The organism is Limimaricola variabilis (assembly GCF_034371605.1).
Lineage (GTDB): Bacteria > Pseudomonadota > Alphaproteobacteria > Rhodobacterales > Rhodobacteraceae > Limimaricola > Limimaricola variabilis.
The window spans coordinates 642,082-656,231 of the sequence record NZ_CP139691.1; the positions used below are offsets into that span (position 1 = coordinate 642,082).

Sequence of the window (14,150 nt, forward strand, 5' to 3'; positions counted from 1 at the left end):
TTCTTTCGACTGGCCGGCATCAGCCGTCGAAGTTCACTTCTTCCATGATCCGCAGCGCGGCGGCACGGTGACCGGCGATGGTCGGCAGGTCGGTCTCGTCGGCGGTGAACTCACCCCAGCCCTTGACCAGCTCAGAGGCTTCGGCGCCGCCCAGCACGGGGTATTCGTAGTTCGCCTCGGCATAGACCTCCTGCGCCTCGGGGGAGACGAGGAATTCCATGAACTGGACCGCCTCTTCCTTGTTCGGCGCGGCCTGGGTCAGCGCGACGCCCGAGACGTTCACATGGGTGCCGCCATTCTCGAAGGTCGGGAAGACGATGCGCACGGAGTCGGCCCATTCGGTCTGCTCGGGATCCTCGAGCATCTTGCCCATGTAGTAGGTGTTGCCGAGCGAGATGTCGCACTCACCGGCCCAGATCGCCTTGACCTGCGCGCGGTCGTTGCCCTCGGGCTTGCGCGCGAGGTTGTCCTTCACGCCCTGCGCCCATTCCTTGGCGTATTCCTCGCCGTGATGGGCGATGATCGCGGAGACGAGGGCGAGGTTGTAGTCGTGCAGGCCCGAGCGGGTGCAGATCCGGCCTTCCCACTTGTCCGAGGCGAGGTCCTCGTAGGTGGTGACTTCGCCGTCAGCGACGCGCTCCTTGCTGGCATAGACGATGCGGGCGCGGGTGGTGACACCGAACCATTCGCCGTTCTCGCCGCGCAGGTTGGCGGGCACGGCCTCGTTCAACACTTCGCTCTCGACCGGCTGGGTGACGCCGGCATCGACGATCTGGCTCAGGTTGGCGATGTCGACGGTCATCACCAGGTCGGCCGGCGAACGCTGGCCCTCGGCTTCGAGCCGCTCGACGAGGCCGTCTTCAACGAAGGCGAGGTTGACGGCGATGCCGGTCTCTTCGGTGAAGGCGTCGACAACCGGCTGGATCAGCTCGGGCTGGCGGGTGGTGTAGACGTTGACGTCCGCCAGGGCCGAGGTGCCGGCCAGAGCGGCCGCGATGGTGAGGACGGGGCGAAGGGTCATGATGCGCTCCAATCAGGCATTGCGATTGGCGGCGCTTAAATCCGAGTGATTTGCTCGGGTCAATACCCGACTTTTTCAGTTGGCAGTTTTTTCCGCCCGCCGGATCTCGTTCCAGAGCGCGTCCATCTCGTCGAGGTCGCTCTCGACCAGACGCTTTCCGCGCTTCTCAAGTTCTCGTTCTATGTATTTGAAACGGCGCGTAAACTTTTCGTTGGACCGGCGGAGCGCCACCTCGGGATCTACCCCCATGTGGCGGGCGAGGTTGGACATGACGAAAAGCAGGTCACCGATCTCGGCCTCGATCTCATCCGGGCCGAGGCGGTCGCGCGCCTCCACCAACTCGTGCGCCTCTTCGATCAGCTTGTCGAGAACCTGCGTCGTCTGCGGCCAGTCGAATCCGACCCGGGCGGCGCGCTTCTGCAGCTTGGCCGCCCGCATCAGCGCCGGCAGACCAAGCGCCACGCCGTCGAGCACACCGGTCTCGGCCTTGCCCGCACGTTCGGCGGCCTTGATCGCCTCCCACGCGCTGGTCTGCTCCTCGGCGGTACGGTCGCGGCTCTCGTCGCCGAACACATGCGGGTGACGTGCGATCATCTTGTCAGCGATGGCCCGCGCCACGGCGGCGAGATCGAAATGTCCGGCCTCGCTCGCCATCTGCGCGTGATAGACCGATTGCAACAGCAGATCGCCCAATTCGCCCTTGAGCTCTGGCCAATCCTCGCGCGAGATCGCGTCCGCCACCTCGTAGGCCTCCTCGATCGTGTAGGGCGCGATCGACGCGAAATCCTGTTCGATGTCCCAGGGGCATCCGTGATCGGGATCGCGCAGCGCCCGCATGATGGCCGAAAGCCGCGCGACCTCGCGGGCGGCGTCAAGGTCGGTGTCGCGGATCTCGGGCGAGGTCTGGGGCATTGCGGTAGGCTCCTGTCGATGGCAAGCCGCAGGCTAGGATTTCAGAGCCCGGAGCGCCAGACATGCCCGTCGTCAACCGCATCGCCGATTTCGCAGACGAGATGAAGGGATGGCGCCGCGCGCTCCATGCGGCGCCGGAGGTCGGCTTTGCCTGCCACCAGACGGCGGCCTTCATCACCGAGCGGCTGCGCGAATTCGGTGTCGACGAGATCCACGAGAGCATCGCCACCTCTGGTGTGGTCGCGTTGATCCATGGCCGTGGCGAGGGGGCGGTGATCGGCCTGCGCGCCGACATGGACGCGCTGCCGATGGACGAGGAGACCGGCCTGCCGCACGCCTCGACCAACAAGGGCGCGATGCATGCCTGCGGCCATGACGGCCATAGCTCCATGCTGCTGGGCGCTGCGAAGTACTTGGCCGAGACGCGCAATTTCGCCGGCACCGTTGCGCTGATCTTCCAGCCCGCCGAAGAGGGCGGCGGTGGTGCCGGCGTGATGGTCGAGGAAGGCGTGATGGAGCGCTTTGGCATCAAGGAGGTCTATGCGCTGCACAACGAGCCGGGCCTGCCGGTCGGCCATTTCCGCACCGCGCCCGGCGCGATCATGGCGGCGGTCGACGATTTCACCATCACCGTGACCGGCAAGGGCGGGCATGGCGCGATGCCGCAGGACGCGGCCGACCCGGTGGTCGCCGCCTGCGGCATCGTCACCGCGATCCAGACCATCGTCAGCCGCAACCACGACGCGCGCGAGGATCTGGTGATCTCTGTCACGCAGATTCATACCGGCAGCGCCGACAACGTGATCCCCGCCACCGCCTGGATCAACGGCACGGTGCGCAGCTTCGACAAGAAGGTGCAGGCCATGGTGATGCGGCGGATGCGCGAGATCTGCGAGGGGCAGGCCATGGCATATGGCGTGCGCGCCGAGCTCGATTACTGCCTCGGCTATCCGGCAACGATCAACGACGCCGACCGTGCGGGATTCGCGGCGGAAATCGCGGGTGAGGTCGGTCTCGCCAGCGATCCGGACAGCCGGCGCGCGATGGGGGCCGAGGATTTCTCCTTCATGCTCGAAGCGCGTCCGGGCGCCTATCTCTTTCTCGGCAACGGCGAAACCGCCGGGGTGCATCACCCGGAATATGATTTCAACGACGAGACGGCGCCTTACGGCGCGTCCTTCTTTGCCCGGCTGGTCGAACGCTTGCAGCCCGCGCGGGGTTGAAGGCCCGAAGGCGCGCGCAGCGATGCCCGCCCCGACCATTTCGGCCCGCGCGGCCAAGCCCTGAAGATCGGACGGCAAGGGATTGAAAAGAATGGCTTTGATGACCGTGTCGGCGTTGGTCGCGGCGGCTGTGCCGCTTACCTGGATCCGGGTGGCACCCTCGGATGTCGCCCGGTGGCATGTCGATCCGATGGAGGTCGCGCGCGTGCCCGAGAAGCCGCGTCAGGGCGGCTGGTTGGTTCGCACCGGGCCCGCCAACGCGGCGCCGCCGGTCTTTGCGACCGATCCCGCCACGCTGTTCTCGGCGTTCGACGAGATCGTGCAGGCGAGCCCGCGTACCAAGGCCCTTTTCGTCAGCCCGTCCGAGGGGCGCGCGACCTACATGACCCGCAGCGCGGTGATAGGGTTCCCAGACTACACCAGCGTCAAGGCGGTGCCCGAGGCCGGTGGGGCGGCGCTGATGATCTGGGCGCGCAACCGCTTCGGCGGCACCGACATCGGCGTCAACCGGCGCCGGGTCGAGGGTTGGCTGGCCGAGCTCTCCACGCGGCTGCCGCGCCGCTGAGCGTCACTTGACGCCTCGGGGGCGATGGAGGATGGGTGATCCATGATCGCACAGGACAAGATCGACCAGATCACCGCCCGCTTCGAGTTCATCGAGGCGAAGATGTCGTCCGGCGCCTCGGGCGGCGAAATCGCCGAGCTGGGCCGGGAATACGCGGAGCTCAAGCCGGTGGTCGAGACCGCCGCCGAGCACGCCCGCCTTGCCACCGAAATCGCCGAGGCGCAGGCGATGCTGCGCGATCCGGAGATGCGCGACCTCGCCGAAGAGGAACTTCCCGGGCTGCGCGAGCGGCTGGAGGCGGCCGAAACGGCGCTGCGCCTCGCGCTCCTGCCCAAGGATGCCGCCGATGCGCGGCCCGCGATGATCGAGATCCGACCCGGAACGGGGGGCGACGAGGCCGCGCTCTTCGCCGCCGACCTGCTGCGGATGTATCAGCGCTATGCCGATACGCGCGGCTGGCGCTTCGAGATCATCGAGGAGCAGGCGACCGAGCTTGGCGGCGTCAAGGAAGTCGTGGCGCGGGTCGAGGGCGAGGGCGTGTTTGCCCGGCTGAAATATGAGAGCGGCGTGCACCGGGTGCAGCGCGTGCCCGAGACCGAGAGCGGCGGCCGCATCCACACCTCGGCGGCCACCGTCGCCGTGCTGCCCGAAGCCGAGGCGGTCGATGTGAAAATCGATCCGAACGACATCCGCATCGACACGATGCGTGCCTCGGGCGCGGGCGGCCAGCACGTGAACACCACCGACTCGGCGGTGCGGATCACCCATATCCCAAGCGGCATCGTCGTGACCTCGAGCCAGAAATCGCAGCACCGCAACCGCGAGCTCGCGATGGAGGTGCTGCGCTCGCGGCTCTTCGATCTCGAACGCAGCCGGGCCGAGGGCGCCCGCTCCGCCGATCGCCGCGCGCAGGTCGGCAGCGGCGACCGCTCCGAGCGGATCCGGACCTACAACTTCCCGCAGGGCCGGCTGACCGATCACCGGATCAACCTGACGCTCTACAAGCTCGACGCGGTGATGGCGGGCGATCTCGACGAGATCATCGACGCGCTGACCGCCGAGGCGCAGGCGGCGTTGCTGGCGGAGATGGAAGCATGAGCCCCTTGCCGAGCGGCCCGTTGACCGGGGCCACAGCGCTCTACGCGGCGACGCGCCGGCTTTCCGAGGCCGGGGTGGCCGATCCCGGCCGCGATGCGCGCAGGCTCTTTGCCCATGCGATCGGCGTCGATCCGGGCCGGCTGACGCTGGTCCTGCCGGAGCCGGTGGAGGGCGAGGCGCTCGCCGCCTTCGAGGCGCTGATCGAGCGGCGCTGCGCGCGCGAGCCGGTCAGTCACCTGACCGGCAGCCGTGCCTTCTACGGTCGCCGCTTCAGGGTCACGCGCGACGTGCTCGACCCCCGCCCGGAGACCGAGCTTCTGGTCGAGGCGGCGCTGTCCGAACCCTTCGGCCACGTCCTCGATCTCGGCACCGGCTCGGGCTGCATCCTGCTGAGCCTGCTGGCGGAAATGCCCGATGCGCGAGGCGTGGGCGTCGATGTCTCGGAGGCGGCCTGCGCCGTGGCGCGCGAGAACGCCGCCGCGCTGGGGCTGAGCGACCGGGCCCATATCTCGGTCTCCGACTGGGTCAGCCGGGTCGAGGGGGTGTTCGACCTCGTGGTGTCGAACCCGCCCTATATCGCGCAGGAAGAGATGGCCGAACTGGCGCCCGAGGTCCGCGACTGGGAACCCAGCGGCGCGCTGACCGATGGCGGTGACGGACTGTCTTGCTACCGCGCGATCCTCGACGGCGCGCAGGAGGTTCTGGCACCCGGCGGGCGGCTCTTGATGGAGCTCGGCGCCGGGCAGGCCGAGGCGGTTGGCACGCTCGCGGTTGCACGCGGCTTCGCGCCGATCGCGCTCATTCCCGATCTCGACGGGCGCGACAGAGTGATCGTGCTGGGAATGCCGCATTCGGGCTTCTAGCCCGCGAAAACGCGCGGATCCTGCGTTTTCGCGCAGTTTCCACTTGCCTGCGAGCCATTCGCATGGTTAGTCCTTGGTATCGGACGGAGGAAGGCGCGGGCCTTCCCGATCCGAACGCTGCCAGATCATCGCAGGCTCCCACGTCGCAGCAGCCGCGCTTTCCGCGCGCGGACCGGGGCCAGAGCGCAACGCCCGAGCCGGGCCGAAACCGAAGAATCACATGAGATCATCGAAGTCACGCTCGCGCGGCAACAAGAACCGCAACAACCGTCCGTCGGGTGGCAACATCGTCAACCGAGTGTTCGACAGTTCGGGCCCGGACGGCAAGGTACGCGGCACGCCGCAGCAGATCATCGAGAAATACACCCAGCTGCATCGCGACGCGCAGCTGTCGGGCGACCGCGTCGCCGCCGAGAACTTTGCCCAGCACGCCGAGCATTACCTGAGGATGCTGGCCGAGGCGCAAAAGGAGATCGACGCCAAGCGCGAGGAGGCCGAGGCCCAGAACCGCGAACGCCAGGCCGAGCGCGATCGCCAGGCCGAGCGCGACCGCGAGCGCGCCGCCCGGCTGCGCGCGCAGGAGGAGCAGGCCGCCGCCGCGCAAGCGCCGCAGCCCGAGCAGCGCCCGGCGCAAGAAGAGCGCCAGCAGCAGCCCGCCGCCGAGGCGCCCGAGCCCCGCGCATCGCGCGAGGAGATCCCTTTCCAGGCCGCCGAGACGCCCGCCGCCGAGGCGGATGCCGAGCCCAAGCCCAAGCGTCCCCGCAAGCCGCGCGTGAAGCGTGATACGCCCGAGGGCGAGGCCGCCCCGGCGCCGCGCACCCGGCGCAAGGCGTCCGAGAAGGCCACCGACAAATCCGACAATGGCGCGGCGGAAGCGGCCGAATAGGCCCACGCGACGTGGACGACATGAAAAGGGGCGGCATCTCGGATGCCGCCCCTTTGTCGTTCCGGGTTGTCGGTCGCGGCTCAGCCGGCGGCGACGGAACGGGCCAGCGCGCACCACTGCTCCAGCCCGACCTGCTCCGCGCGTTCGGTCGGCGGAATTCCGGCGGCGGCGAGGTGATCCTCGATCCCCGGCGCCACGCCCTTGAGCGAGGCGCGCAGCATCTTTCGCCGCTGGTTGAAACCGGCCGCCACGACGCGGCTCAGCACCGCCGGATCGGCCGGAAAGCGCGGCTCGGGCAGGGCGGTGAGGTGCACCACCGCCGACGACACCTTGGGCGCGGGCACGAAGGCCTGCGGCGGCAGGTCGAGCACGATCCGGGCAGAGGCGCGCCACTGCGCGAGGATCGCGAGCCGGCCATAGGCCTTGGAGCCCGGCTGGGCCACGATCCGCTCGGCCACCTCGCGCTGGAACATCAGCGTCAGGCTTTCCCAAAAGGGCGGCCATTCCTTGGGCGTCAGCCAGCGGACAAGCAGCTCGGTGCCGACATTGTAGGGCAGGTTGGCCGCGATCCGGATCGGCGGCGTCAGATGCGCCAGCGGGTCGATCTCGAGCGCGTCACCTTCGATCACTTGCAGCCGACCGGGATAGCGCGCCTCGATCTCGGCCAGCGCCGGCATGCAGCGCGAGTCCTTCTCGATCGCGAGGACCTTGCGTGCGCCCTCGGCCAGCAGGCCGCGGGTCAGCCCGCCCGGCCCGGGCCCGATCTCGAGGATGTCGGAGCCCGGCAGGTCGCCCGCCGCCCGCGCGATCCGCGCGGTCAGGTTGAGGTCGAGCAGGAAGTTCTGGCCCAGCGTCTTCTTGGCGCGCAGGCCGTGGGTCTCGATCACCTCGCGCAGCGGCGGCAGATCGTCGATGGCGGCCATGGGCATGTCCTGTTGCTGTGAAACTTGCGCGGCTCCGCGCGGGCGCGCCGCTCCCTTAGCGCGTGGCGCGGGCCTGCGCCATATCGGCAGCCATGCGGATCGCGGCGATCATCGACGACGGGTCGGCCAGCCCCTTGCCGGCGATGCCGAAGGCGGTGCCGTGATCGGGCGAGGTGCGGATGAAGGGCAGGCCGAGCGTGACGTTGACGCCGCCCGAGAAGTCGATGGTCTTGATCGGGATCAGCGCTTGGTCGTGATACATGCAGATCGCCGCGTCATAGGTGGCGCGCGCGGCGGCGTGGAACATCGTGTCCGCCGAAAGCGGCCCGGCGAGGTCGAAGCCCTCGGCCCGCATCCCGTCGAGCAGCGGCGAGATCATCGCGATCTCCTCGCCGCCCATCTTGCCATCCTCGCCCGCATGCGGGTTGAGCCCGGCGATGGCGAGCCGCGGCGCGGCGATGCCGAAATCGCGGATCAGCGCGTCGCGGGTGATCCGGATCGTCGCTTCGAGCAGTTCGGGCGTGAGTCGGGCGGGCACCTCGCTGAGCGGCAGGTGGATGGTCGTGGGCACGACGCGCAGCGCCGTGCAGGCGAGCATCATCACCACTTGGTCCACCCCGGCCAGATCGGCCAGGAATTCGGTATGGCCGGGATGGGCGAAGCCCGCCCCGTCGATCAGCGCGGCCTTGTGGATCGGCGCGGTGCAGAGCGCGGCGCAGTGTCCGTCCCGCACCAAATCGACGCCGTCGCGGATGGCGTCGATCACGCCCTGCGCATGGGTCGGGTCGGGGCGGCCCGGCACCGCGGGCGCGCCGAAGTCGCGCGCCAGCACCGGCAGCGCCGTGGCGGAGACCCGCGCGGCCTCGGAGGCGTCCGAGACGGCCTGCCAGCGCGTCTTTTCGGGCAGGTGGCGCGGATCGCCCAGCCACAGCAGCGGGATCTCGCCGCGCAGCCGCTCCCAGGCGGTGACCGCGATCTCGGGGCCGATGCCCGCAGGCTCGCCGCAGGAGATCGCGATCGGCTTCACGGCGCGATGCGCGCCTGCGCCCGCAGCTCTTCGAGCAGGATATCCGCCCGGGCGGCGAGCTTCTGGCCGACCAGCTGGTTGCGCACGGCATCGCGGTCGCTGCCCTCGGCGGCGGCCGGGGTGCGTGCGCACAGCATGGTGAACAGCAGCGCGCCGTTCTGCGTCAGGTTCCAAGAGGCCTCGTTCGGATCGAGACGCGCCAGCTCGAGCCCGAGATCGCGCGGCAGCGCGGCGGGGGCCACGGCGTTGCGCACCAGCCGTTCCTTGGGCAGGCCCTTGGCGACGCCGTAGAGGTCATCGCAGGTATCGACCGCGCCGCGCACCCGCTGCGCCTCGGCCAGCGCCTCGGCGGTGCCGGCGCCGGGGATGGCAAATTGCGCGTATTCGATCTCGGCGATTTCGGCCGGGGCCTGCGGCGCCTCGCGGATGTCGCGCAGCTGGAACAGTGCGACGCCGTTGGTGATCGGGATCGGCTGGCTGACCTCGCCCGGTTCGAGCGACAGGAACAGCCCGTGCAGCCCGGCGGGGAAATCGCTCAGCGCGCGCCATTCGAGCCGACCGCCCTGCTCGCGCGAGGGCAACGCCGAGACGGCGCGAGCCTCGGCCTCGAAGGCAGCGGTGGAGCGTAGCTTGGAGATCGCCTCGGCGCGCGCCATGGCGGCGGCGGCGCGGGGCGGCGGCGCCGGGATGATGATCTCCGACAGCAGCACCTCGACCGAATCCGGCCCGCCGGTGCGGGCCAGCGCCGCGTCGATCTCGGCCTCGGTGACATTGATCTGGGCGTTGTAGCGGCGGCGGATGTAATCGCGCCAGGAGACGTTGACCTTCACGAAGTCGCGCAGCGTCTCGCGGGCGATGCCCTGGCTCGCGAGCTGCGCGAGGAAGGCGTCGAGCGGCTGGTTCGCGCGCTGCGCGAAATCGGCCATCGCGGACTCCAGCCCCTCATCGGTGAGTTGCATCCCGGCCCGGGTGAGTTCCTGAAGCTTGAGCTTCTCCTCGACCAGCTGGGTGCGGGCCTCTTGCGCCGGGTCGCCCGGCGCGTTGAAGGCGGCAAGCAGCTTGGCGCGCTGGTCCAGCTCGTAATTGGTGACGGCGCTGCCGTTCACGGTGATCGCGGGGGCGAACATGCCCTGCGCGGCGGCCCCGAGCGGCGCCGCCATGGCGGTGGCGAGCGCCACGGCCTTCACGAAATCCAAAGCCCGCATTCCGGCTCCCATCCTCGTCCGATCCTTGCGTCTCATCCCTCGCAGTCGCCAGCGGCCGGCATGGCCGTCTGCGCGGTCGAGAACCCGTTCAGATTGACCGACAGCGCGAAGCTCGTGGAGGGGTCCACGTCGTCCGTGTCGGTGTAGCGGCGCGATGCCGAAACGTCCACCGTGACGCATTCGTTGCGCCAGCCGGCGCCGATCCGGGTCCGCACCGGCGACGCGGCGGCAATGTCGTAGCGGCCCTGCGCCGAGACGGTCCAGCGCTCACCCAGCCGCAGCGTGGTGTCGATCGACACCTCGCTGACCCGGTCGAGGCCGGTCTCGGAGGCGGGCTCCAACCACAGATAGGCGCCGGAGAGATCATAGTTCGGACGGTCGAGACCGAGCCGCGCCTCGGCGCCCGAGACGTCGAACGCGTCGTCGAATGTGGTCACCGTCTCGAGCCCCAGATCCGCGCCGAGATCGAGGCTGGTCGAGATCAGCCAGTCGGAGCGGGTCTCGGCGATGCCGGTGCTCTCCTCGAGGCCGCCCTGCGCGCGGTCGCGGATCAGCCGGCCCGCGAGGACCGACAGGCCGCGCCCCTCCTGGTCGAAGCGGCTCCAGCGCAGGCCAAGCCCGGCGCTCGCGCCTTCCTCCTGCAGATCCTCGCCGGGAAAGCGGTCGATCGCGAAGAGCGAGGCCGCATCGAGCTCCGCGAGGCGGGAGTCCTCGTTGGGCACATCGCCGCCCTGCACGGCGGCGTAGGACAGGCTGGCCACCGGCTCGAGGGTCTGCACCGCCACGTCGGACGCCTCGCGGCGCAGAAGCGGCCAACGCAGCGTGACGCCGACGCCCTGCGCCGCGCGCAGCACCGCCTCGTCATAGGCCGCGTCGTCGGTGATCGCGTAGCCATCGACGCGACCGCGCGCCTCGGCCGAGAGGCGCAGCCCAGGCCCGACCAGCCGGTCGCCCTGCCAAGCCGCCGACACGCCGGCCCGCGTCACGTCGCGCAGCGCGTCGGGGTCGTCCTCGCTGCTGTCGCGCCACAGCGCGTCGAGCTCGGCGCGGAGCGTCAGGCGACCGCCCATCGGTGCCGGGCGCAGCACCGTCTCGCGTTCGGCCCGGGCCACAAGCGGCGGCAGCGAGTCGCTGGATTCGTCGTCGCGCAGGCTTTCGTAATAGGTGATCTCGGCGAGCGCGTAGCCATCCTCGCCCAGCCGGTAGAGCCGCAACCGGCTGTCGAGCCGGTCCTGGTCCGAGAGGTCGTAATCCAGCAGGAAGGCGTCGTCGGAGACCGCCTCGACGTCAAATTCGAGGCGGATATCGCGGGGCAGGATGAAGGCGCCCTCGGAAAGCAGCGCGTAGCGGCCGGAATCACGGCTGTCATCCTCGGCGAGATGGGTCTGCACCTCGGCCCAGCCGCCCCGGAACGCCTGTCGGTAGCGCAGCTCGAGATTGCGCGCGCGGGTGGCGATCCACGGCGTGATGGTGAGGTCGCGACGCCCGCCCAGCCGCACGAAATAGGGCAGCTGCAAACCGAAGCCGAGCGTGTCCGAGGTGAAGAGTTCGGGGATGAGCAGGCCGGAGCCGCGCTCGAGCGTGGGGTCGGGCAGGCGCATGCGCGGCAGCCAGAGCAGCGGCACGCCACGCACCAGAAAGCGCGCATCGTCGAAGTAAAGCTGCCGCTCGACCTCGTCATGCACGACGCGGGCAGCCCGGATCTCCCAGAGCGGCGGGCCATCGCCGCAGACCCGGCAGGAGGTGGCGGCCGTGCGGGTCAGCGCGGTCAGGCCGGTGCCGGTGCGATCGATCCGTGCGGCCGAGACCTGCAGCTGCCGGTCGAGCACCAGCCGCGCGCCGCGCAGCAGGCCGGCCTCGAGGCGCGGATCGATTTCCGCCGCCTCGGCGGTGAACACTTCCCCATCCGGCGTGGTGATCAGGATCGGCCCGGTGACGCTCAGCCGGTCGGCGGCGCGATCATAGGTGATCGTCGAGGCCATGAGCCGGGTGCCGTCGTAGAAGGCCTCGACATTGCCGCGCGCCACCAGCACCTCGTCGGCGGTGACGGTCACGCTGTCGGCCACGAGCTGCGCCAGCCCCTGCGACAGGGCGGGCAGCGGCGCCAAAGCGGGCAGCAGCGCGGCCAGGGCGGTGGCCAGCCGCTTGCGCGCGCGGGTCATGAACAAGGGCCGCCCCGCCGGGGCCGCGAACCGGCGTTGAATCATCCGTCCTCCAGATGCAGTAGCAGGCCGAGCGAGGACAGGATCGCCGCCACCGGTGGCGCCCAGGCCGCCAGCGCCGGCGGGATCTGCCCGTTCTCGCCAAGGATCTGCGCGAAATTGCGCAGGAAATACACGCCGAAGCTCAGCAGGATCGCGCCCAGCACCATCACGCCGACCCGGCCGCCGCGCTGGTGGCGGAGCGTGAAGCCGGCGCCGATCAGCAGCATCGCGGTCAGGAAGGCGGGCTGCGCGAGCTCGGTATGCAGGAACACCTCGTGGCGCCGCGCGGTGAAACCCGCCTCCTTGAGCCGGGCGATGAAGCCCGGCAGCTTCCACACCGAGATCGCCGCCGGATCACCGAAGCTGTCGCGGATCTGGGTCGCGGTCAGCGACGAAGCGAGCGTCATCTGCGGCAGCCGTTCGGCCGCGGTCTCGGGGTTGTCGGCCGAGAGCGGCCAGCGTTTGACCCCGCGCATCAGCCAATGGCCCGGCTGCAGCTCGGCGAAATCGGCCTCGACGCGCTCGCGCGGGCGGCCCTCGGTATCGAAGGTCAGGAAGCTCGCCTCACGCAGCACGGTGCCGTCGAGATTGGCGCCCTTGGCCCGGATCACGGTCTGCGCCTCGGCGTCGCCCTGGCGCAGCCAGAGCCCGTCATCGGACAGGGCGATGACCCGCTGCTCGCCCTTGAGGCTGTCGGTGCGCGCCTCGTAGGCGCGGGTGGTTGCGGCGACCAGCGGGTTGAACAGCGCCACCGCCGCGATCCCCAGCAACAAGGTCACCGTGACCGGTGCGAGGAGCGCCGACAGCGCCGAGCGCCCGGCCGCCCGGGTCACCACCATTTCTGAGGACCGCGCGAGGCCGAGAAACAGCGTGATGCCGGAAATGATCACGATCAGCGGCAGGATCTCGTAGAGCTTCGAGGGCGCGTTGAGCAGGCTCACCGCCAGCAGCTCGGCGATGCCTGTGCTGTCGCCGTAGCGCCGCGCCTGCTCCACGAGGTCGATCATCGTCAGCAGCGTGAAGAACACGCCCAGCGTGCCGAGGAACGCCATCACGTAGCGGCGCGCGAAGTAGCGGTGCAGGATCATGTGGACACCCCTCGCCGTCGTCGCGCAGAGAGCGCAAGGGCCGCTGTACCCATGGCGAAAGCGGCTAGGCCCGGCAGGTAGATCAGTGGCCAGCGCTCGGGATCGCCGCGCAGCGCCGAGGTCACCGTCGATTCGAGCGCCTGCACCACGATGATCAGGCCGATCGCGGCGAGGATCTGCCGCCAGACGCCGAAGCGCGAGAAGCCCCCGGTGAGCAGCGTGGCAAAACCGATCAGCGGCGCCGCCGCCGCCAGCAGCGCCCCTGCGACGCGGTCATGCGCCTCGGCCGTCAACTGCGCCGCGCTGCGCCCGGTGGCTTCGAGCGTCTCTGGCGCGCCGCGCAGCAGCTCCAAGGTCGAGATCTCGCGCGGGCGGCGGCTGCCGCTTTCGGAGGCGCTGGTCAGCGGCGCGAGGTCAAAGGCGAAATCGTTGAAGCGGGTGGTCGCCAGCCGGGCGACACCGGGGCGCAGCACCTGGATCAGGCCGTCGATCATCACCAGCTGCGGCGCGGTCGCGGTCTCGACCAGATAGGCGCTCGAAGCAGTGTAGGTAACCGTCTCGTCCGGGTCGCGGCTGTCGGAGATCAGCAGGTCGCGCAGCTCGCCCTCCGGGGTGATGTCGCGGATGTAGATGGTGATGCCGTCGACCGGCGACAGGAACTCGCCCTCCTGCAGCAGTCGCGCCGTGGCCGAGCGGGCGATCTCCGCCTGCCGGTCGGCGAGGCGGGCATGGGCGAGCGGGTTGATCACCAGCGTCAACGCGCCGGTCAGCATCCCGGCCACCAGGCCGAACATCAAAACCGGTCGCGCCAGCCGCCAAGGCGAGAAGCCGGTGGCCTGCATCACCGTCAGCTCGCTGTCCGATGAGAGCCGGTTGGTGACGTAGAGTGCTGCGGCAAAGCCCGCGATCGGCAGCACCAGCCGGATCAGCGCCGGCAGGGTGAGCATGGTCAGTTCGAGAAACACCGACAGGTTCTGGCCGTCGGCCACCAGTTGGTCGAACAGCTGCACCGCGCTGTTGACCCAGTAGACCAGCACCAGCACCAGCGCGAAGAAGCCGAACAGCATCATCAGCTGCGACAGCATGTATCTGTCGAATCGCGCCACCGGTCCCTCGTCCATGTCGGGCCGCCGGG

13 protein-coding genes are annotated in these 14,150 nt (G+C 69.8%); 5 read left to right on the top strand and 8 right to left on the bottom strand.

Annotated elements, in window-relative coordinates; genetic code table 11:
- Window positions 1-19 precede the first annotated feature (19 nt).
- Complete coding sequence (locus tag T8T21_RS03165; protein ID WP_322336773.1) at window positions 20-1,021, bottom strand: Fe(3+) ABC transporter substrate-binding protein; 1,002 nt, start codon at window positions 1,019-1,021, stop codon at window positions 20-22.
- A gap of 75 nt (window positions 1,022-1,096) precedes the next feature.
- Window positions 1,097-1,933, bottom strand: coding sequence for a nucleoside triphosphate pyrophosphohydrolase (mazG, locus tag T8T21_RS03170; RefSeq protein ID WP_322336774.1), 837 nt, complete (start codon window positions 1,931-1,933; stop codon window positions 1,097-1,099).
- Between the two features lie 62 nt (window positions 1,934-1,995).
- Between mazG and T8T21_RS03175 the strand changes: the two genes are divergently transcribed.
- From T8T21_RS03175 to T8T21_RS03195, 5 genes are all read left to right on the top strand, one after another.
- Window positions 1,996-3,156: a M20 aminoacylase family protein gene (locus T8T21_RS03175; RefSeq protein ID WP_322336775.1), complete on the top strand. Its 1,161-nt coding sequence runs from the start codon at window positions 1,996-1,998 to the stop codon at window positions 3,154-3,156.
- Between the two features lie 91 nt (window positions 3,157-3,247).
- Complete coding sequence (locus tag T8T21_RS03180; RefSeq protein ID WP_322336776.1) at window positions 3,248-3,721, top strand: DUF1499 domain-containing protein; 474 nt, start codon at window positions 3,248-3,250, stop codon at window positions 3,719-3,721.
- Window positions 3,722-3,763: 42 nt separating this feature from the next.
- Window positions 3,764-4,819 (top strand): peptide chain release factor 1, encoded by a 1,056-nt coding sequence (prfA, locus tag T8T21_RS03185; protein ID WP_322336777.1) that lies wholly within the window; start codon window positions 3,764-3,766, stop codon window positions 4,817-4,819.
- On the top strand, window positions 4,816-5,682 hold the full coding sequence (gene prmC, locus T8T21_RS03190; RefSeq protein ID WP_322336778.1) for a peptide chain release factor N(5)-glutamine methyltransferase: 867 nt from the start codon (window positions 4,816-4,818) through the stop codon (window positions 5,680-5,682). The genes prfA and prmC overlap by 4 nt, the downstream gene beginning before the upstream one ends.
- Before the next feature lie 220 nt (window positions 5,683-5,902).
- Entirely contained in the window at window positions 5,903-6,568 is a 666-nt protein-coding gene (locus T8T21_RS03195; RefSeq protein ID WP_322336779.1) for a DUF4167 domain-containing protein, read from the top strand.
- 80 nt (window positions 6,569-6,648) lie between these two features.
- On the opposite strand, the gene rsmA is transcribed toward T8T21_RS03195, so the two are convergent.
- From rsmA to lptF, 6 genes are read right to left on the bottom strand one after another with little or no spacing between them, the layout of a single operon-like run.
- Window positions 6,649-7,491, bottom strand: a complete 843-nt coding sequence (gene rsmA / locus T8T21_RS03200; RefSeq protein ID WP_322336780.1) for a 16S rRNA (adenine(1518)-N(6)/adenine(1519)-N(6))-dimethyltransferase RsmA — start codon at window positions 7,489-7,491, stop codon at window positions 6,649-6,651.
- 55 nt (window positions 7,492-7,546) lie between these two features.
- Window positions 7,547-8,518 (bottom strand): 4-hydroxythreonine-4-phosphate dehydrogenase PdxA, encoded by a 972-nt coding sequence (pdxA, locus tag T8T21_RS03205; protein ID WP_322336781.1) that lies wholly within the window; start codon window positions 8,516-8,518, stop codon window positions 7,547-7,549.
- Complete coding sequence (locus T8T21_RS03210) at window positions 8,515-9,723, bottom strand: peptidylprolyl isomerase (protein ID WP_322336782.1); 1,209 nt, start codon at window positions 9,721-9,723, stop codon at window positions 8,515-8,517. The genes pdxA and T8T21_RS03210 overlap by 4 nt, the downstream gene beginning before the upstream one ends.
- A gap of 32 nt (window positions 9,724-9,755) precedes the next feature.
- Window positions 9,756-11,885, bottom strand: coding sequence for an LPS-assembly protein LptD (locus tag T8T21_RS03215; RefSeq protein WP_322336783.1), 2,130 nt, complete (start codon window positions 11,883-11,885; stop codon window positions 9,756-9,758).
- A 41-nt stretch (window positions 11,886-11,926) separates the two neighbouring features.
- Complete coding sequence (lptG, locus tag T8T21_RS03220) at window positions 11,927-13,015, bottom strand: LPS export ABC transporter permease LptG (RefSeq protein ID WP_322336784.1); 1,089 nt, start codon at window positions 13,013-13,015, stop codon at window positions 11,927-11,929.
- The gene (gene lptF, locus T8T21_RS03225; RefSeq protein ID WP_322336785.1) at window positions 13,012-14,136 is read right to left on the bottom strand and encodes an LPS export ABC transporter permease LptF; all 1,125 of its coding nucleotides are present in this window, start codon (window positions 14,134-14,136) and stop codon (window positions 13,012-13,014) included. Before lptF ends, lptG begins: the two co-directional genes overlap by 4 nt.
- Between the last annotated feature and the right edge of the window lie 14 nt (window positions 14,137-14,150).